At 40.6% G+C, this 20,115-nt stretch carries 15 protein-coding genes; 7 read left to right on the forward strand and 8 right to left on the reverse strand.

Annotated features, from left to right (window positions below; translation table 11 throughout):
* Positions 1–19: 19 nt before the first annotated feature.
* From BM739_RS00950 to cmoA, 7 genes are read right to left on the reverse strand one after another with little or no spacing between them, the layout of a single operon-like run.
* A complete protein-coding gene (locus BM739_RS00950; protein WP_076536377.1) occupies positions 20–1,162 on the reverse strand; it encodes a DUF3541 domain-containing protein in 1,143 nt (380 codons plus the stop codon).
* Complete coding sequence (locus BM739_RS00955; protein ID WP_076536379.1) at positions 1,140–2,960, reverse strand: hypothetical protein; 1,821 nt, start codon at positions 2,958–2,960, stop codon at positions 1,140–1,142. The genes BM739_RS00950 and BM739_RS00955 overlap by 23 nt, the downstream gene beginning before the upstream one ends.
* Complete coding sequence (locus BM739_RS00960) at positions 2,923–3,879, reverse strand: alpha-L-glutamate ligase-like protein (protein WP_076536381.1); 957 nt, start codon at positions 3,877–3,879, stop codon at positions 2,923–2,925. The genes BM739_RS00955 and BM739_RS00960 overlap by 38 nt, the downstream gene beginning before the upstream one ends.
* Positions 3,879–5,384 (reverse strand): inactive transglutaminase family protein, encoded by a 1,506-nt coding sequence (locus tag BM739_RS00965; RefSeq protein ID WP_076536382.1) that lies wholly within the window; start codon positions 5,382–5,384, stop codon positions 3,879–3,881. The genes BM739_RS00960 and BM739_RS00965 overlap by 1 nt, the downstream gene beginning before the upstream one ends.
* An 8-nt stretch (positions 5,385–5,392) precedes the next feature.
* The gene (locus BM739_RS00970) at positions 5,393–6,157 is read right to left on the reverse strand and encodes an ATP-dependent zinc protease (protein WP_076536384.1); all 765 of its coding nucleotides are present in this window, start codon (positions 6,155–6,157) and stop codon (positions 5,393–5,395) included.
* Between the two features lie 29 nt (positions 6,158–6,186).
* Positions 6,187–7,179, reverse strand: coding sequence for a tRNA 5-methoxyuridine(34)/uridine 5-oxyacetic acid(34) synthase CmoB (gene cmoB, locus BM739_RS00975; protein WP_076536386.1), 993 nt, complete (start codon positions 7,177–7,179; stop codon positions 6,187–6,189).
* Positions 7,176–7,907, reverse strand: a complete 732-nt coding sequence (gene cmoA / locus BM739_RS00980; protein ID WP_076536388.1) for a carboxy-S-adenosyl-L-methionine synthase CmoA — start codon at positions 7,905–7,907, stop codon at positions 7,176–7,178. The genes cmoB and cmoA overlap by 4 nt, the downstream gene beginning before the upstream one ends.
* A 359-nt stretch (positions 7,908–8,266) precedes the next feature.
* Here cmoA and BM739_RS00985 point away from each other — a divergent pair, with 359 nt between their 5' ends.
* From BM739_RS00985 to BM739_RS01015, 7 genes are all read left to right on the forward strand, one after another.
* Entirely contained in the window at positions 8,267–10,975 is a 2,709-nt protein-coding gene (locus tag BM739_RS00985; RefSeq protein ID WP_175609474.1) for a transporter substrate-binding domain-containing protein, read from the forward strand.
* Between the two features lie 301 nt (positions 10,976–11,276).
* On the forward strand, positions 11,277–13,058 hold the full coding sequence (gene aspS, locus BM739_RS00990) for an aspartate--tRNA ligase (protein ID WP_076536390.1): 1,782 nt from the start codon (positions 11,277–11,279) through the stop codon (positions 13,056–13,058).
* Positions 13,059–13,176: 118 nt separating this feature from the next.
* On the forward strand, positions 13,177–13,923 hold the full coding sequence (locus BM739_RS00995) for a YebC/PmpR family DNA-binding transcriptional regulator (RefSeq protein WP_076536392.1): 747 nt from the start codon (positions 13,177–13,179) through the stop codon (positions 13,921–13,923).
* Positions 13,924–13,938: 15 nt separating this feature from the next.
* Entirely contained in the window at positions 13,939–14,460 is a 522-nt protein-coding gene (gene ruvC, locus BM739_RS01000; protein WP_076536394.1) for a crossover junction endodeoxyribonuclease RuvC, read from the forward strand.
* The gene (gene ruvA / locus BM739_RS01005) at positions 14,457–15,074 is read left to right on the forward strand and encodes a Holliday junction branch migration protein RuvA (protein WP_076536396.1); all 618 of its coding nucleotides are present in this window, start codon (positions 14,457–14,459) and stop codon (positions 15,072–15,074) included. The genes ruvC and ruvA overlap by 4 nt, the downstream gene beginning before the upstream one ends.
* Before the next feature lie 35 nt (positions 15,075–15,109).
* A complete protein-coding gene (ruvB, locus tag BM739_RS01010) occupies positions 15,110–16,117 on the forward strand; it encodes a Holliday junction branch migration DNA helicase RuvB (protein ID WP_076536398.1) in 1,008 nt (335 codons plus the stop codon).
* Positions 16,118–16,850: 733 nt separating this feature from the next.
* Positions 16,851–19,421 (forward strand): TonB-dependent siderophore receptor, encoded by a 2,571-nt coding sequence (locus BM739_RS01015; RefSeq protein ID WP_076536400.1) that lies wholly within the window; start codon positions 16,851–16,853, stop codon positions 19,419–19,421.
* Between the two features lie 83 nt (positions 19,422–19,504).
* Here the strand turns inward: BM739_RS01015 and gloA are convergent, their stop codons facing one another.
* A complete protein-coding gene (gloA, locus tag BM739_RS01020; protein ID WP_076536402.1) occupies positions 19,505–19,915 on the reverse strand; it encodes a lactoylglutathione lyase in 411 nt (136 codons plus the stop codon).
* Positions 19,916–20,115 lie beyond the last annotated feature (200 nt).

Below are 20,115 nucleotides of genomic sequence, written 5' to 3' on the forward strand. Positions count from 1 at the left end.
TAATCGACAACGCGCTTAATTACTTAGCGCTAGGTTTTTTTGCATTGCTGTTAGCTTTCGTGAGATCTTTAGGCGTCACTTGTACCGGCAAATACTTTTTCGTCGCTTTTATTTCAGCAAGGTAAGGGCCTTTATGCAGCGTTTCTGGCCAATCAAGAAGCATCATCGCCAATACATTGCGGTGTTCGCCTGACACCATATTTGGATTACCACGAGGTGATGGGATCAGTTGATACTCAGGGATAAATGACGCCGCAATATGGTTTTGAGTCTTTTTAACCACCGGATGGTTTGGCTGACCAGCTAATAAAAAGCTAATGCCGACTTCTGAAATAATGTCATCAGTAGCATCAGTTAAAATCCGATCAATGTTGTTATTAAAGTAATCTAAAATCCATTGATAATCTTTGGCTTCGACTTGCTCTTGGTAATAACCACTTGAGGCAAAAATAAAGTGTGTCATGCCATATAGTTTGTTTCGGTACTGTTTTTTATCAAGGTTTTTGTCTTTATCGTCAGGATAAGTCTCGATGAACGCTTGTTTATATACCTCGACATAATCACCTACATTTAGCTGTTTAGCCCAGTAAACATAATTCACTAATTGCGCGGCCCATGATGTGATCATTTTAGGATCAGTCAAAGCTGGGGTTAAATCATAGGCTTTCAAGCCTTTAACCATTTGCTCATGACATGGCCCCGTGAAACCGAGTTCATCGGTGCGACTGGCATAGCGCAATAAAATATCGCTATAGAAAATAAACTCTGGAAACGGCTTAAGGGCTTTTTTACGCGCTTTAGCGCGAGGGCCTTTACCTAACACGCTGATAGCTTGTTCGGCTTCATCTTCAATAAAATTAGGCTTATCCATATTACAGGCAAAATAGTTTTGCCTTTCTGTAATGGTGATTAAATCAATTAAAGCGGCATTAGCGTACTTTTCATCACCAGTCATGCGATACATACGTAAACCATAATGTCCTTGAATTCGCGGTGGCAAGGAATACATATTTTGTTCAAGGTTAAGCTGAATTGCGCTTCGAACTTGTTGGTGAGTTAATTGATGGTTAGATCTGGTTTCAGCAAAGCTGCTGGCACAAGTAAGTAGCAACGAAAAGCTGATTAAACTGGTTAAGGATTTAAATTTTCGAATTGCCAACATTAAAGGCTCTCCTGATGATTGATGATGGATCAGTCGGTGGATTAAGTATAATGCTCATTTGTTGGATTAGGGATAAATTATCTTCATTAACTACTAAAATATCAAAAACTTGGCGATTTGTTATTGAAGCGTTAGTGTCTGTATTAATCAAATTAACTAAATTTTGTTGCCAAAGTGGGTGATAGTAATCAAGCCCTTCATTGGCAATGCCGTTAAAGCTATAGGCCATATTTTTCGCATCCGGCCATTGTTGATTAAAACTCGCCTGAAAAGCCTGATTAATGACGCTATCCAGTTGAATCTTGACGTTATCTGCATGCCATTGTTGATCTGAGTTTAAATAATACCAAGCGACTTTGCTGCGAAACACCCTAAGTTGCTGTCGATAAGACTCGGCAAATTGCTCTCTCGCTGAAGGGGCTAAATAGGCTAATTGCTGTTGTAGATGACTGCTTAGCCAATAATAACCTAATAAGTAATTATCTGTTGATACTCCCAGCTTATTTACCAAATAGAATTGGCTGCCTCGAGTCATAGCAGTAATGGCTTCGCTGAGGCTTTTCACCAGTTGCATTGCTTGGCGCCGATTAGATACATTTGTTGGAAAAACCACGCTCGCTTGGGCAAATTGCTGACCGATCACCGGATACCTAATGATATTCGCCATCGAATGCTTACTCGTGTGGATATAGAGTTCGCCAACTAAACGCTGCTGATGCCACAAGCGATAAGTTGTAATTGGCTCTGATGGCTTATTGACCGTTGAGGTGCCATTGCTAGAGCTATTGCCAGTGCCCGCGCTGGCATTGGTTTCATTAGTGGACGATATATCCGCTTGAACTTGGAGGGGGATCGCTTCGAATGTAAGCCCCAGAGGCGTTAATGCATCGATAACTTGCTGAAATAAATCACTACTATTTTTGGGGCCGAGATAAGGGGTATTTTCTATCTGACTAAGGGTTTTACCGATATTCCAAGGCGCTGTATTAATATTCTTGGTTTGGCTTTCTAAGAAGGATAATAACAGCTCAGTTGTTAATAACGGCTTTGATAATAATGATTGCGTTGCCTGTAATGGGGCGCTTTGGGGGGCTGCTGAGCCAATGCTGGGCTCTGTGGCAGAAATTTGCTGCTTAATGGTTTTAATTGTCGCTAACAACTGCTGATTTTTACTTTTTGCCCGTGCTTGATAGGCCTGCCAAGTGGTTTTTCGGCATTGCTCATCAGTTTGCAAAAGTAAGTATTTGGCTAAACTGATTTCAAAAGCAGAGTTTGTATCATCGTGGGTGGTATCTAACTGGCATTGTGCGTTATTAAATACCAATTTTAAATTACTATTACTAAGGTTTCGTCTTATGGTTGCCTGTGCATTGTGTAACTGTGACTTGGTATCGATATCAAGTTGGGCTAGTGTAATCGCCTTAACTTTATTAGCTAATAAAGAGTAGGGCATGTGGCTATCTTCAAGCTCTGCTATAAAACTAGATAATTGAGGCGCTGTTAACAATGCTGATAATTCATCGGCTAAATGTAATTGGCACATTAATAGCCCTTCGCGTTGGCGATGAGTGGCTAAATGGCGGTAGTAATTTAAACGATCGTTAAAATTGTTAAAGCCTAAGGTTAATTGCTCAAACTGTAATGCTTGGTAAGGGGTTGTTTGCTTTAAATCTAGGGATGCTAAAGACGGTTTGTATTGCAAACATTGTTGCACAAACAGCTGAAGAGGATTGGCAACTGCTTGCGCAGTTGCCAATAAACTAAAAGTTAGGATTACTACAGAAATGCTTTTTGGCATAAGCCACACGTTCTTCCACTGAAACGGCTGGGCCTTTGATAGACTCAACATGTTGCAAACGTTGTAAAATCCCTCTACCGTTTGCGGTTTGAATTGCAAGTCCTGGTCGAGCATTTAGCTCTAGCAGTAATGGACCTCGCTGCTTATCCAAAACCATATCGGTTCCTAAATAACCCAGTTCACACATTTCATAGGCACTGGATGCGGTATGAAGCAGGGTGTCCCAGTTAGGTACTTGAATTTGCGACAATTCAAATTGAGTATCAGGATGCTTTAACACAGGTTCATCAAATTGAACGGCAAATAAACTTTTGCCTGTAGCAATATCTAACCCGACACCAACAGCGCCTTGGTGCAAATTAGCTTTGCCGTCAGAAGCTGCTGTTGAGCAGCGTAGCATGCCCATTACGGGATAACCTTTAAACACGATTAAGCGTATATCAGGCACGCCTTCGTAACTAAAACCATCAAAAACCGGATCAAACTCAATCAAGCCTTCAACAATGGCGACATCAGGGGTACCGCCTAAAGAAAACAACCCACTTAAGATATTGGAGACATGACGATAAACTTCAGTCGGGGTCACTTCATCGCCATTAGGTTTATAGTAGCGACCGCCTTCCACTTTGGTGATCACCAAAATCCCTTTACCGCCAGACCCTTTTGCTGGCTTTATCACAAAGCCAGTACGGTCGATGACCATTTGTGGAATATCATTGATTTTGTGCTGCTCTTCAACAACACCAATTAAATCAGGTACCGCAATACCATTGGCTAAAGCTAATTGTTTGGTAATCAGCTTGTCATCCACACGTTTGTAATATTTACGCGGATTATATTTTCCAATGTAATCGATATTACGCTTATTCATATTTAATACGCCTTTACGGCGTAGTTCCCAAGGCCAGGCAAAGTTCATTACTGATCTCCAGCCAAAGGTTTAAAGCGTTTAAGCTCAGTGAGACGGTAGCCAGTGTATTGGCCCATCACTAGCACCATTGCCAAAATCACTAAGTGAATACCTAAGAAGTTAAATACCCAATATTGGATCCAGCTGTTACTCATCGCAAGGTAGGCTAAAGTCGCGACAAACAAGCTACCTCCACCGGCCATAACTACAGCTTTAGGGCCTTCTTCTTCCCATAAAATTGACATACGTTCAATGGTCCATGCCAAAATGATCATCGGGAAGAAGGTAATAGTTAAGCCTTCACTTAAGCCCACTTTGTAGGAGATAAGCGTAAACAAGCCGATAATAAATATCACCACAATAATAACCGCGGATATTCGGGATATGAGCAGTAAGTTAAGTTGTGATAGGTAAGAACGGATCATTAAGCCAAAGGCCACAATTAGCAAAAAGCCAATTAAGCCAGTTAATAAAGTTGTTTGGATAAAGGCTAATGCGATCAGTACCGGCATAAAAGTACCTGATGTCTTGATACCGATAATCACTCTTAAGAACACCACCACTAGCACGCCAATTGGTATCAATAAAATCCCTTTAAAGGTACTTTGTTCCTCAAGTGGTAATTGGTACAAAGAAAAATCCAGTGCATCAGAGTTTTTCATCATATCGATAGAGGTTGCAAGTGCTGAGCGTGTTTCTTGTAACATTGAAAAGTTAACTTGCGAGTTACTGCCGCCAATAACATCTAACACCGACTGATTATTGTGTTGCCATAAAACCAAGTTATCAGGACGGCCTTGTTTATTGCCTTCAACATCAAATAAAACCCATTCGCCATTATGGTAAACCTGCACATAAGGATTCAGTTGCTGACGACGACGTTGGTCTTCTAGCATTAGGCCACTGACTTGTTTTGCAGGAACGCCTTTTGAATGCAGCATTTGTAAAAACAACTGGGTGCGAGTGTTGACTGATAATAGCAGTGCTAAATTCTGCGATTGATTAGTGTCGTTAATCACTGACATTAACTGCTGTGCATAAGAAAGGTTATTAGCACTGCGCTGCCATACATCGTTCATGATTTGGTCAGCGGCGCCTTTTTCAGTGACTTGCCATAAAAACGGTTCAGGTGTTTCAGGTACTTCATCTTGGGTGACGTCAAGTTGACCTGTCGGTACCAGTGTTACACGGTAATATAATGATTGACGTCCAGAGGATTCACGAATTGACCAAACGGCTCTTCTGTCAGCCCCTTCTGAAATATTTAGACCATATCCAGGTGAGGTCGCATTTTCTGAAAGGACATCAAATGCAGGATCTTGTGGCAAAGAGAGTGATACTTCGGTTGGGTTATTATTACCATTAAACATCACTTTGGCTTCCACTGACCAGCTTTGAACCTGCTGACCAGGAAGGAAAGGGACGTTGTGTTCAACACTGCGATAAATACTGGCTGCAGTGCCAAATATAAATAATAACGCGACGAAGATAAAAAACGGTTTACGTGAATGCATTAGAAGTCCTATTTAACTTTTGTCGTTATTTGTTTGTCTTTTTTTCCATGAATATAGCTCTGGCCGACATCGACTACAGCAATATCTTTCATAAATTTACGACCAAGTAGTAAGGGGTAATCTAAATGACTACGATCGGTTAGGTTTAAGTCTGTTTCAGCGGCGTATTTACCAATTTGTAGGTGGGCATGAATAACGGGACGACGATCTTCAGGTTGTTCAGCGTCTTGTTTGATGCGCACAAAACGTTCAACTTTGTGTTCAAAAGTATCACCAGGTTGATCTTCACCATTGACCATCACATCGAAGCGAACCCATTGAACGCCATTACGTTCAAATAACACAATATTACGGGCGTCTAATGACGATGATTCAGCCCCTGTATCAATACGCGTAGCAAAAGCCGCCTTTAATTCGTCAATAAAAACACTTTCTACTTCACCCAGAACAAACTTATCGGTAATCGCTGACTCAGGGCACTGAGGTGGTTCATTTAATTGTGCTAATGCGACGGCATCCGCATCCATTTTTTCAGACTGCTTAGTTAGGGTATCAGTGATTTGTAACTTTAGTTGTTGTACTTCTTCATTTAAGGCAACAATTTCAGGTGTGGCGCTAATACATTGGGTATTAATCGCTTCAATAATAGCGGCCTGAGAGCTGGCTAAATTTGAAGTAAACTCTTCACTACCAACCGGAGTTACTTTTTCTGTTGATGCACAGCCGGTGATTAACGCGGCTGTACAAGATAAAATAAATACCTGCTTTAACATGATAATTCCTGTTATTTTAATAATCTAGGTTAAATTAAGTCGTGATTAGGTTGGTTCTTTATTGCAATAATCGTTGCACGTTTTGGGGCTGGGTAACCTTCTACCGTTAAACTAACATCATTTGGGTCAAGATAATCCACTAACGATTCGTTTTTCATCCATTTCGTTGAGCGCTGCTCTGCCATAGAGGTGACATCAACATCAACACAGCGAATATCGGTAAAATCGCATTTTTTAAGCCATAACATTAAGGCATCAACTGAGGGTAAAAACCATACGTTGTTCATTTTGCCGTATCTGTCTTCTGGCACTAAAACCGCATTTTCATCACCATCGATAACCAAAGTTTCTAATACAAGTTCGCCGCCCATACGCAGTTGATCACGTAACTGCATTAGATGGTCGATAGGTGAGCGGCGGTGATATAACACCCCCATAGAAAACACAGTATCAAACGCATCAAGTGGCGGCAGTTCTTCAATTCCCAATGGCAGTAAATGAACTGGGTGCTCATTACCTGCTAAACGTTTCACGGCTTCAAATTGGCATAAAAATAATGGCGAAGGGTCAATACCGACGACACGTTTTGCGCCTGCCCCTAACATGCGCCACATGTGGTAGCCGCTGCCACAACCGACATCTAATACGGTGCGATTATCTAAAGGCGAAATATGTTGTTTTACTCGATCCCATTTCCAATCACTGCGCCATTCGGTATCGATATCAATGCCGTGAATATTAAAAGGCCCTTTACGCCAAGGTTGAAACAAGCCTAAAAGGTTTTCAAGTTTTTCAGTTTGACCAGCAGTTAATTGGCTGCCATCGCCAATTTTGACACCGTTGAATAAATCGATGCTTGTTGGAGTAGGGTAATTAAGTTTGTTAAGGACTTTTTCCCATTTAGGTAAATTGCCGTGTTTATGTTCACGTTGCCACTTTCCTAAAATAGCCGGTAATTCTTCCAACCAGTGTTGTAACGATGAGTCGGCAATTTGTTGATAAAAGGAGCTGAAACTAATCACTTGATAGCCACCATAGATGCGAAATTAAAACATTGAAACCATACTGTTGAATGGCTAAAACCATTATCAGTAAAGCGTTGTTGGTGCATTGTTAAACTGTCTGGGCGCATGACATTTTCAAGTGCGCTGCGTTTTTGGCTGATTTCTAACTCACTATAGCCATTAGCACGTTTAAAATCGAGGTGCTGTTCATACAGCAATGATTGAATAACATCATCTTCAAAGCATAGCTTTTCTGAGATCACTAAAATGCCGCCAGGCAATAAGCCTTGGTATATTTTTTTGATTAAGCTATCTCTATCTTGCACCGGTAAAAACTGTAAGGTGAAATTTAACACCACCATAGAAGCATTGGTGATTTCTACATCTCTAATGTCACCACAAATCAACTCAACCTCAGTATCACTGACATAAGCAGCGAGATTTTCCTGACATCGAGAAACCATAGATTCGCTATTATCTACTGCGATAATACGGCATTGGCGTTGTTCAATTTGACGACGAATACTTAAGGTTGCAGAGCCTAAAGAGCTGCCTAAATCATAAATATTAGAATTTGGCGTGACATACCTATCAGCAAAATCACCTATAGTATTAATGATTTGTGCATAACCTGGTACAGAACGTCTAATCATATCGTTGAACACACCAGCGACGCGATTATCAAATTGAAAATCTGATATTTTGTCAGTTGCTGTGGCGTAAATTGTGTCTTGTTGAGAGTTCATCTGCAGTAACTTAGGGGTATTATATTGTCATTTTAGCTAATCCTAACAAATAGCAGCAAGTATCCCATTGGTATTTTTGTAATTTATTTTGTTTATTAGCAATTTTCTCGGTAAATTATTCATCTTGTTAGACAATTAGTCGATATAAAACGGTATGATGTACAGAAATTAAAAATAACCAACAAACACATAACCTTTTTCTTCAGAAAAAATACATCTTGCACAAGGGATAGCGCTTGAAGTTCACTCAATTTATATTTGTCATCATAGTCAGTTTAGTGCTCATTACTACTACTTGGGCTAATGCCTCCACAAATGAGATGCAAGTAAGCTCACTACCGAAAACGATAACGATTTCAATGAGTGAAGACGCTTACCCTTATCAATTTGTAGATCAAAATGGTAAGCCCTCGGGTTTGATGGTCGATTTATGGCATGAATGGTCAGTTAAGAGCGGCATCAAAGTAATTTTTAAACCCATGCCATGGAAGGAGTCACTCTCTGCAGTTGAACAAGGTAAGGTCGATGCTCATATCGGTATGGCAGTAAACGCCAAAAGAGAGAGAAAATTTGCTTATGCTAATCAAATAACAGCATTAAACAATTACGTTTACCTTCATAATGATATCGCCTCTAAAAAAAGTATTACAGATTTAAAACCTTTCAAAATAGGGGTCATTGAAGGCACAGCTCATCTCGATGATTTATTAGCCATTGAACCTAGACTTACATTCAAAACCTTTAAAACTAAACGCGAACTCGTCGATGCGGTAATTGATGGTGAGCTATATGCTTTTGCAGCTATTCAAGGTTATTACCAAGGTATTCCTGTTAATTTTGATTTGGCCAATAACTTTAAAACTTCCGCTAGAATTCCAATTAATACAGTTAATTTAGCGCCAGCGGTTGCCAAACGACACCGTCATTGGGTTGCTGAAATTAACCAAAGTTTTGCGAAAATATCAGCGAAGGCAATCGATGATATTGAAAAACGCTGGTTTGGCTTTAGACGTGAAACTGGTGGCTTGATGATCGCGATGCAAGTTGAACTTGAGCCGCTTGTTGCTATCAATCCTGATGGTCAACCCCATGGTTTATTTGTCGATATTTGGCAGTTATGGTCTGAAAAAACCGGCATTAGTATCAACTTTATACCCAGTGATATGAACGGTAGCATTAATTTAGTTAAAAAAGGGTTAGCCGATGTACATATTGGCTATCCTGAAAGCGATACCATGAATACCGGCCTGCATCGAGTTAATCATTTATACACAGTAAAAAGTCGCTTTTTTAGTTACCAAAAACAGATAACGAATATTAGTCAGGTTGATGGTAAACGCATTGGTATTTTTGCTACATCGCCTTATATTGTTGAGCTGAGAACATTACTGCCTAATGCGCAACTGCGCTATTACGACTCTATGGCTCAAATGGTCAAAGCGAGCCAAGACGGTGATATTGTCGGCTTTGTTGCATCAAGTGCGACGACGTCACATTACTTACTTAATAATAAAAAATGGGCAGATTTCTATCAGCTCACTTCTACTGAATTTAGCACTGAGATTTATAACCTCATCAATATTGAAAGTACAGAGCTGGCTGAGCGTATCGCCAATGGATTCAAGCTGATTAGTGTGCATGAACTAAATAAAATAGAACGTAAATGGCTAGTTAACAATGACGATCGCACTTTTATTAGCCGTGATAAGCAAATATTTTTAAGTCATAACGAGCAAAAATATTTGGACGCCTTAGGTGCATTAAAGTTGGGCTATCTAGAAGACTGGGCACCTATGGAATATCAAAATGAACAGGGTGAGTTTTCAGGCGTAAACAGCGACGTTGCAGAAATTATCTCTAACCAATTAGGCATTGATATTATTCCAGTTGCTTATCAAGATTGGGATAGCCTTAACAATGACATTAAATCAGGCACCATACACATGGTCGCGAGTATGGCCAACAGTAAATTGCAGCAGCCTAGGCTCGAATTTACCGATGGTTACTGGCCATCTCCTTGGGCCATTACCACCTCACTTACTGAGCAACCACTATTTAATTTAAGTCAATACACAGGTAAACGGATTGCGGTGGTTAAAGGCTACAGCATCAATAATCAATTAAGGCAACAATTTCCAGGCTTAAAGATCATGCCTGTGGCTGATGTCAAAAGTGGTTTAAAAGCCGTATCTACAGGTCAAGCTGATTTATTTATTGAGCAAGTGGTTACCTTGGCTTATGCACTTAATGAAGGCGGCTTTCCTGATTTGAAAATAGCACTGGTAGCAGATTTAGCTGAGCAAAAAAGTCATATTGGCGTCTATTCAGAACTTAAAAAGCTCATTCCACTAATTGATCGTGCCATCGACACTATTGATGAAACAAAGCAGCAGCAAATGTACCAGCATTGGGTGGCCATAGACTTAAGTAGCGAAGCAGATAAATATCAACATTGGTTCAAGATGCTGTTAATAGGGTTAGTTGTTGTTAGCGCGATTACCTTGTTTGTTACTTTGAGTAACAGGCGACTAAAGGCAGAAGTGGATCTTCGTAAACAAGCACAATTAGAAAGTAAATTTGCCGCTGAGCATGATCCTGTTACGCATTTACCTAATCGGTGTTTACTTGATGATAGATTAGCTTGTGCCGTCACTGCTCATCTAAGAGAGCAACATAAATTTGCCATTTTGTTTATTGATATCGATAAGTTCAAACCAGTTAATGAGGCCTATGGTCATCATGTTGGCGATCAAGCATTAGTTGCCATAGCAAATAGCTTGAAAAAAGTGGTTAGAAAATCAGATACAGTCTCTCGATTTGGTGGTGATCAATTTGTCATACTGCTGAATAATATCGATAACGCCGAAAGTGCAATTAAGGTGGCTGAAACCATTACAGCTAACCTAACTGAGCCTCTGGAAATTGATGGTCTCAGTCTAACGCTAACTGCCAGTATCGGTGTGGCGATTTATCCTGATGATGGTGATAATGCCATTGCATTGTTAAAGAGCGCCGATAAAAATATGTATCGCAAGAAGAAAAGCGCTAACAACTTAGGTTACCAATAAGCTCAATAGTCTTGATTTATCTCTAACAAATAAACTCAAGGCTTGGCAGCGGTTAACCAAAAATGCAGCAGATCCACCAAAAAAGCATTGGATGATGCTTTTTTGCACGTTTATTGTGCTAACTTTTTCCTAAAGCCGCGTTAATTGCAGTAAACTATTTCAAAGCTTGTAGTAAAATAATGTTCGGATTTATTTATCACGTCGTTGACGTTGTTTAAGTACTATAGTTGCTAGCATTATTTATCTAATGTTTAACAGAATTATTTTTTAGAACCTATTACCGAATTAAGGGTAGAGTTAAATGCGCAGTCAATATTGTGGAGACGTCAATAAGTCTCATCTTGGTCAAGAAGTCACCTTAGTAGGTTGGGTAAACCGTAGCCGTGATTTAGGTGGCGTGATTTTTTTAGATCTTCGTGACAGAGAAGGGATTGTACAAGTTGTTTATGATCCGGACTTAGAAGATGTTTTCAAGGTTGCCAGTAGTTTACGTGGTGAATTTTGTGTACAAGTTAAAGGCGTGGTGCGTGCAAGACCTGACAGCCAAATCAATGCACAAATGAAAACCGGTGAAATTGAAGTATTAGGTAAAGACTTAGTAATTATCAATGCTTCTGCGCCGCTACCATTAAGCATGGATAACTACCAAAACAATAGTGAAGAGCAGCGTTTAAAATACCGCTACTTAGATTTACGTCGCCCAGAAATGGCTGACAGAATCGTATTTCGCTCTAAAGTGACCAGCGCTGTGCGTCGTTTCCTTGATGACAGCGGCTTTTTAGATATTGAAACGCCAATCTTAACCAAAGCAACACCAGAAGGCGCTCGTGATTATCTAGTCCCAAGCCGTACCTATAAAGGTCAATTCTTTGCCTTGCCTCAGTCACCACAGTTGTTTAAGCAATTGTTGATGATGTCTGGTTTTGACCGTTATTACCAAATCGTAAAATGTTTCCGTGATGAAGATTTACGTGCAGATCGTCAACCAGAATTTACTCAAATTGATATCGAAACTTCTTTCATGTCGTCAGATCAAGTGATGGCGAAAACTGAAGCAATGGTTCGTGGTTTATTTAGCGACTTATTAAATGTCGATTTAGGTGAATTCCCACGTATGCCATACGCAGAAGCCATGGCACGTTTTGGTTCAGACAAGCCTGATTTACGTAACCCACTAGAGTTAGTGGATATCGCTGATTTGGTTAAAGACGTAGAATTTGCAGTATTCAGTGGTCCAGCTAACGATGTTGAAGGTCGCGTTGCGGCATTACGCATTCCAACAGGCGCATCTTTGTCTCGCAAACAAATTGACAACTACACTAAGTACGCTGGCATCTACGGTGCTAAAGGCCTAGCGTGGATGAAGATTAACGACTTATCTGCTGGCATTGAAGGTATTCAGTCACCAGTACTTAAATTCTTAAACGAAGAAATCGTTAACGAAATTATCAACCGTACAGGTGCACAAACGGGTGACATCGTGTTATTTGGCGCTGATAAAGCCAATGTTGTTGCTGAAGCAATGGGAGCACTACGTCTTAAAGCCGGTGAAGATTTTGACCTACTTGAAGGCGAATGGCGTCCATTGTGGGTTGTTGACTTCCCAATGTTTGAGAAAATTAACGGTGGTTTCCACGCTGTTCACCATCCGTTTACCGCAGCATGTGATGTCACGCCGGAGCAATTAGAAGCCGATCCAGCTGCTGCGATTTCAGATGCATACGATATGGTATTAAATGGCTGCGAATTAGGCGGCGGTTCAGTGCGTATCCATAATGCAGAGATGCAAAGTGCGGTATTCCGTATCTTAGGTATTTCAGATGAAGAAGCGAACGAGAAGTTTGGCTTCTTACTTGAAGCATTACGTTATGGTACACCACCTCATGCAGGTTTAGCCTTTGGTTTAGATCGCATCATCATGTTAATGACAGGTGCAAGCTCTATTCGTGATGTTATGGCATTCCCTAAAACAACCACAGCGGCTTGTCCGTTAACCAATGCGCCAGGTTTTGCTAACCCGCAACAGTTAGTTGAATTAGGTATCAATGTTATCCCACAAGAGAAGCCAACTACTGAAGAGTAATCTAAAGTTTGGCTACATTGATAAAATAACAAACCGAGGCTTATGCCTCGGTCTGTTTTTATAATACCGAAGTGTGTAATCTAACAGGTATTGAGACCAGAAATTTAAAGGACTTACCATGGCTGGACACAGTAAATGGGACAATATTAAGCATCGTAAAGCGGCCCAAGATGCCAAGCGTGGCAAACTATTCAGTAAATTTATTCGTGAGTTAACAGTTTCAGCACGAGAAGGCGGCTCAGATCCTGATGCTAACCCGCGTCTACGGGCTGCAATAGACAAAGCCTTATCAAATAATATGACCCGAGACACAGTCGAGCGCGCAGTAAAACGTGGCGCCGGCGAGCTTGATGGTCAGCAGCTTGATACCATTATTTATGAAGGTTACGGCCCAGGCGGAACAGCGGTGATGGTTGAAACCATGACCGACAACAAAAACCGAACTGTCTCTGGCGTGCGCAATGCATTCAGTAAGTCAGGTGGTAACCTAGGCACCGATGGTTCAGTCGCTTACATGTTTACTAAATCAGGGGTTATTTCTTATCCAAATACCGTCGATGAAGATCAACTGATGGACGCCGCCTTAGAAGCGGGTGCAGATGATGTGGTTACCCATGATAATGGTGCATTTGATGTGCTCACCACGCCTGATGCATTTGGCAGTGTAAAAGATGCCCTTGATGCAGCAGGGTTTGAAGCTGTAAATGCCGAAGTCACCATGATTGCAGGGACAAAAGCTGATCTAGATGCTGATACTGCCGCAAAATTTATGCGCTTGATTGATAACCTTGAAGATCATGATGATGTTCAAGAGGTGTATCACAATGCAGAAATATCAGACGAAGTAATGGAAAGTCTGGGTTAAGGATATCTTAAAACTGTGACAACAATATTAGGCATTGACCCAGGTTCGCGCATTACTGGCTACGGAATCATAAAGTGCCAAGGCAGACAACAACTGTATTTAGGTAGTGGCTGTATTCGAACCTCTGCAGATGATTTACCGACTCGATTAAAACAAGTTTTTGACGGCATTACTGAAATCATCAAGCAGTACCAACCGGATCAATTTGCCATTGAACGGGTTTTTATGGCAAAAAATGCCGATTCGGCTCTAAAGCTTGGACAAGCACGCGGCGCAGCCATTGTGGCGGCCATGAATGCTAATCTGCCGGTTGCTGAATACAGTGCAACCCAAATTAAAAGTGCTGTTGTAGGGACGGGGCGCGCGCAAAAAGCGCAAGTTCAGCATATGATCCAGCAAATTTTTAAATTGCCTGCTGCGCCTCAAGCTGATGCAGCCGATGCACTTGGCGTTGCTATTTGTCACTATCACACTTATCAAAGTTTAATTGCAATGGGCGGAAAAGCTCAAAGCCGCACATATGGAAGATACAAATGATTGGAAGATTATGCGGATTGGTGGTTGAGAAACAGGCCCCAGAAATTGTCCTTGATGTTAATGGCGTTGGTTACGAGTTACAGGTACCAATGACCAGTTTTTACGAGTTACCGGAACTAAACCATACCGCAATGCTATACACCCACTTTGTAGTGCGTGAGGATGCGCAATTACTTTATGGTTTTATTACTAAGCAAGAGCGAGCGTTATTTCGTTTATTAATAAAAACCAATGGTGTTGGCCCTAAACTGGCGCTTACCATTTTGTCAGGTATGACCGCTGGCGAGTTTGTTAATTGTGTTGAGCGTGACGATATCGTGACCTTAGTTAAGCTACCCGGTGTCGGTAAAAAAACCGCAGAACGCTTGGTTATTGAAATGCGCGATAAACTGAAAAGTTTACTCGAAGCCTCTGCGGGCTCCGAGCGTGAGTTTGCATTGCAAAGTAACTATCAACCTGCAGTGGTTGAAAACAATGCCGAAGAAGATGCCATTGCCGCATTAGTGTCATTAGGCTACAAACCCGCGCAAGCGAGTAAAGCGGTGATAACAGCTTATTCAGACGGCATGACCAGCGAAGTATTAATTAAAGCTGCGCTAAAATCGATGCTTTAACTCCGGTATTTAATTGCTTAATTAAAGAGATATAAATGATAGAAGCAGATCGCTTAATACAACCACAAGAATTTGAGCAAGAAGTACATATTGATAGGGCAATGCGCCCTAAAATGCTTGAAGACTATACTGGTCAAGATGATACCCGCGCCCAGCTTAAAGTGTTTATTGAGGCAGCGCTTAAACGCGAAGAAGCCTTAGATCATATGTTGATATTTGGCCCTCCAGGTTTAGGTAAAACTACGCTGGCGATGATTGTTGCCAATGAAATGGGCGTAAATATTAAGTCTACTTCAGGGCCTGTACTTGAAAAAGCGGGCGATCTTGCTGCACTTCTGACAAACCTTGAACATGGTGATGTGCTATTTATCGATGAAATACACCGTTTAAGCCCAGTAGTGGAAGAAATTCTCTATCCAGCCATGGAAGATTATCAATTAGATATTATGATTGGTGAAGGACCTGCAGCGCGTTCCATTAAACTCGATTTACCCCCCTTTACCCTAATTGGCGCCACCACTAGAGCGGGGGCGTTAACGTCGCCTTTGCGGGCCCGTTTTGGTATTCCACTACGTCTTGAGTTTTATAACGTAAAAGATCTTTGTACCATTGTGACTCGCTCAGCCAAAGTCATGGAATTACCCATCGATGAGCAGGGCGCCTTTGAAATTGCAAAACGCTCAAGGGGAACACCTCGTATCGCTAATCGTTTGTTAAGACGTGTTCGCGATTACGCTGAAGTAAAGCATGATGGCTTTGTAACTGCAGAGGTTGCACAAAAAGCGCTGGATTTACTTGATGTTGATTTAGAAGGCTTTGATTATCTAGACAGAAAATTATTGTTAGCCATCATTGATAAGTTCATGGGCGGGCCTGTGGGTTTAGATAACCTTGCCGCTGCTATTGGTGAGGACAGAGAAACCATTGAGGATGTATTAGAGCCATTTTTAATCCAACAAGGCTTTATACAAAGAACCCCACGTGGCCGCATTGCAACAGATAGAGCATACCTGCACTTTGATATCATAAAACCAGCAGTTTAATTTGTTGTAATAAAAAAAGGAAAGCTAAGGCTTTCCTTTTTTTTTGCTTATAAATAATGGTGCAGTATTGAATAAATATTCATTATTAACTTATCGAAGAATTGTAACATTTATAAATGATTAAAAATAAAACATACCGGATGGCATAATACTCAATTGTTAAATTGTAATAACCTAACAGCTGCTTGTGTTGTACTTGTTAAAAGCTGATGCTATTTAATTGAGCTATACAAACAATCCTACAGATAAAATTACCTTTCATTGTTATAAATATACTTGTTCAAATAGTAAGCACAGTTGTTGTTCCTATAAAGATGCAGTACTGGTGCGGGTTACAGTGTTTTGGATCGTAAACAGCTCATTAACTGAATAGCAACTGACTAAATATGTTTTATATTGCGCAAGGTTCAATAATATTGTGTGATCATTGTCACATATATTTGTTTTGATAAGTATTAAAAATGTTATTTTCGTACTAGATGATAACTCTTTATTTAATGCTTGTTGGCAGTGTTATTCACTGCTTTGTGAAATAAATTCTATTTTAGTGCGATAGCTACTTATGAGTATTAACACTTATGGTCGTAAGTCTTTAACAAAATAACGCTTAAAAGTTAAAGGTTAGTGGTTTGACGAAATATCTCTGGTTATACAGTATCTAGTTCAACGCAAATTTAAATACTTATTTAATTGCGTACATAGAATAAGAAAAGATATCACCAGGGAGCAACAAATGACTAAAAGAACTAAACTATCGAACAGTATCAACTTCGCTTTATTAGCGTCAGTTTCTGCTACTTCAGCCGTATCGGTAACTGCTTATGCAGCAGAAGAATCTGCAAACGTTGAAAGAATTGCTGTTACGGGCTCCCGTATTCAACGTCAAGACATGGAAACAGCATCGCCTGTTACTGTGATTGACGCCAGTGCTATCAAAGCGGAAGGTTATAACTCTGTAGACGAAATTCTACAATCTCAACCTGCGATGGCCGGTATGGCTGCAGGTGCTACCACCAACAACGGGTCTGATGGTGTCGCGCAAGTTGATTTACGTGGTATGGGATCAAACAGAACATTAGTGCTATTAAATGGCCGTCGTATGGTTAACTCAGGTTCTGGCGCTGACAGTGCAGTAGATTTGAACACGATTCCAGTTGCTATGATTGCTCGCGTTGAAATCTTGAAAGACGGTGCTTCTGCTGTTTATGGATCTGATGCCATTGCTGGTGTTGTAAACATCATTACTAAGAAAGACTTTGAAGGCTTCCAGTTTGACATTAATGGTGGCGCAACTGACAAAGGTGATGCTGAAAATATTGAGCTAAGTGCATTATATGGCTTCGATACAGGCAGGGGTAATGTGACCTTTGGTTTAGCTTACTCAGAACGTAAAGGCGTGATGCAGGGCGATCGTGATTGGGTTTCAAAAGGTGATAGCTCTTTTACGCCACAAGGCGGCATCGTTGGTAATAAGCTAGATTCTGATGGTAATCCTATTTTTGATGATAAAGGAAACAATGTCACAGAAGTCAAAAATTATGATAACGGTGATTGGATTGCTCAAGAGCAAGGCTATGACTTCACCCAAGATAGCTGGTTACAAACGCCAAATAAACGCTATAGTTTCTTTGCTAACGGTCACCACGAATTTTCAAATGACCTAACTTTAAGCGGTGATTTACTTTACACAAAACGTAAATCTAGCCAAATGATGGCGGCTCAACCTGCTAACTTAGATTTAAAAGTCTGTGAAGGTAATATTAAGCAAGATGATTGTATTACTCTAGATGATGCAATGATATCAGGTGGAATCGGAGCTGATGAAAAGGGCTTTATTAACTATCGTAAACGTATGAATGACGTTGGTAACCGTATCTATGAGCAAGAAACGGATACGTTACGTGTATCTGCCGGCTTAGCGGGCTATTTAGATGTTAATACCGGTTTGGACTGGGATGTATCATATACCTACGGCAGTAACAAAGCTGATACTTGGGTACATAATTCGATCCATGAAGGCAACATGATAAAATCAATCAATGCTAATCAAGATGCATGGTTTGGTGGCGACCCTATGAGTCAAGACATGATTAATGCCGTTAGCTACACAGAGCAAACAGATGGCGGTAACGATCAACATGTTATTGCTGGTGTGATCAGCGGCGAAGCGTTTGATTTAGATGCCGGCGCCGTGGCTTTCGCAATCGGTGCAGAGTACCGTCATGAAAGCGGTTACTACAACCCAGATCCAGTGATTGTTGCTGGTGAAGGTACTGCAGCGCAACAAGATCCAACTGATGGTAGCTTCGATGTATTCTCAGTATACCAAGAAGTCAGTGTACCTTTCACTGAAAAGCTAACCGGTGAGTTTGCCCTACGTTATGATGATTACTCGACCTTCGGTAATGCAGCTACTTGGAAAGTAGGCTTAACCTATGAAGCCACTGATGATTTAATGCTTCGTACTGTTGCGGCCACCGGTTTCCGAGCACCAAGTGTGAGTGAATTATTCGGCGGCAACTCAGGTTCATTCGATTTCCTAGATGATCCTTGGGGTAATGAGTTAGATCACCAAATTTTAGTAAACTACACCTCAGATGAAAATTTAGACGCTGAGTCTTCAGAATCTTACACTGCAGGTTTAGTTTACTCACCAAGCTATGTTGATGGTTTATCAATCACCCTAGATTGGTGGAGATTTAAGATTGACAACGCTATTGCACGTTTAGATGTTCAAGCGGGTCTAAATAACTGTTTTGCTGGCGATGTAAGTGCATGTGAAACTTTTAGTATTGGTCAAGATGGCGATTTATCTGACCTAAGTAACCCACTAACAAACGTAGGTTACCAAGACACAAGCGGTATTGACTTTAACTTGGCTTATAGCTTTGAAGCATTTGGTTTAGATTGGAAAATCAATAACGATTTAACTCACTTGATTAAGTTTGAGCAAGATGGTCAAAATTATACAGGTACAATTGGTGGTATGTTCGGTGGTTACGCTGAATACAAAAACAACTTTAACATCAGTGCTAGACAGGGTGATTGGAGTGTAATGTATTCAAACCGTTATATCGGCGAAATGAATGACATCAACACGGATGCTCCGATTGATTCAATTCTTTACCACAATATATCAGCAACGTATTTCTTCAGCGACGCAGTGTCAGCTAATATTGGTATTAAAAACTTAACCGATGAAGAGCCACTGATGATCCCAAGTGAAAACGATGCGGGTACAGTTCCTGAAGTGTATGACACCATTGGTCGTCAAATCTATGCAGGTGTATCATTTAAGTTCTAAGCCATTACAACTTAGGTGAACTCAATAAAAAGCCAGCTAACGCTGGCTTTTTTGTGTTTGCATTCAGATAACCAAGCTTATCGTTAACCTAAGCCCTTAGTCGCAGACTTCATTTGGATTAGCTCAATTTTGTAACCATCAGGATCTTCAACAAAGGCAATTTCAGTACTGCCGCCAGCAACAGGTCCAGGTGCGCGAGTGATATTAGCGCCTGCAGCAGCAATGGCTTCACAGCGAGCGTAAATATCTTCTTCGCCAATGGCTAAGTGGCCAAAGCCTGTACCCAAGTCATAACTCTCAGTACCCCAGTTGTAAGTTAATTCAACTACAGCTTGCCCGGTTGATTCATCACCGTAACCGACAAAGGCGAGGGTGTATTGGTATTGTTCATTTTCTGATTTTCGTAATAATTTCATGCCCATAACATGGGTATAAAATTCAATGCTACGGTCAAGGTTGCCAACACGGATCATGGTATGAAGAAGTTGTGACATAATATTCTCGATAATTGAATGTATGTAAGTAACTGTTCAAGCATAACAAATTTTCATCTGAGATATAAAATTGATTTCAGGTTAAAATTTACGTTTTAGTTCACAGTTTTGTTGTTAAAGAATAGGAAAATAATTATTAAAAGCTAAAATTAACTTATATTCATTTGGAGACAAGATAATGACAACAGAACTAAAAATGG

The organism is Shewanella sp. UCD-KL21 (genome assembly GCF_001957135.1).
Lineage (GTDB): Bacteria > Pseudomonadota > Gammaproteobacteria > Enterobacterales > Shewanellaceae > Shewanella.

What these genes read in the sequence shown, in the direction of transcription:
- gloA (WP_076536402.1), bottom strand. Translation starts at nt 19,915, where the DNA reads ATGTCACAACTTCTTCATACCATGATCCGTGTTGGCAACCTTGACCGT.
- BM739_RS00995 (WP_076536392.1), top strand. Translation starts at nt 13,177, where the DNA reads ATGGCTGGACACAGTAAATGGGACAATATTAAGCATCGTAAAGCGGCC.
- cmoA (WP_076536388.1), bottom strand. Translation starts at nt 7,907, where the DNA reads ATGAACTCTCAACAAGACACAATTTACGCCACAGCAACTGACAAAATA.
- BM739_RS00985 (WP_175609474.1), top strand. Translation starts at nt 8,267, where the DNA reads ATGAGTGAAGACGCTTACCCTTATCAATTTGTAGATCAAAATGGTAAG.
- aspS (WP_076536390.1), top strand. Translation starts at nt 11,277, where the DNA reads ATGCGCAGTCAATATTGTGGAGACGTCAATAAGTCTCATCTTGGTCAA.
- BM739_RS00965 (WP_076536382.1), bottom strand. Translation starts at nt 5,384, where the DNA reads ATGCATTCACGTAAACCGTTTTTTATCTTCGTCGCGTTATTATTTATA.
- ruvB (WP_076536398.1), top strand. Translation starts at nt 15,110, where the DNA reads ATGATAGAAGCAGATCGCTTAATACAACCACAAGAATTTGAGCAAGAA.
- ruvA (WP_076536396.1), top strand. Translation starts at nt 14,457, where the DNA reads ATGATTGGAAGATTATGCGGATTGGTGGTTGAGAAACAGGCCCCAGAA.
- BM739_RS00970 (WP_076536384.1), bottom strand. Translation starts at nt 6,157, where the DNA reads ATGTTAAAGCAGGTATTTATTTTATCTTGTACAGCCGCGTTAATCACC.
- BM739_RS01015 (WP_076536400.1), top strand. Translation starts at nt 16,851, where the DNA reads ATGACTAAAAGAACTAAACTATCGAACAGTATCAACTTCGCTTTATTA.
- BM739_RS00950 (WP_076536377.1), bottom strand. Translation starts at nt 1,162, where the DNA reads ATGTTGGCAATTCGAAAATTTAAATCCTTAACCAGTTTAATCAGCTTT.
- BM739_RS00960 (WP_076536381.1), bottom strand. Translation starts at nt 3,879, where the DNA reads ATGAACTTTGCCTGGCCTTGGGAACTACGCCGTAAAGGCGTATTAAAT.
- BM739_RS00955 (WP_076536379.1), bottom strand. Translation starts at nt 2,960, where the DNA reads ATGCCAAAAAGCATTTCTGTAGTAATCCTAACTTTTAGTTTATTGGCA.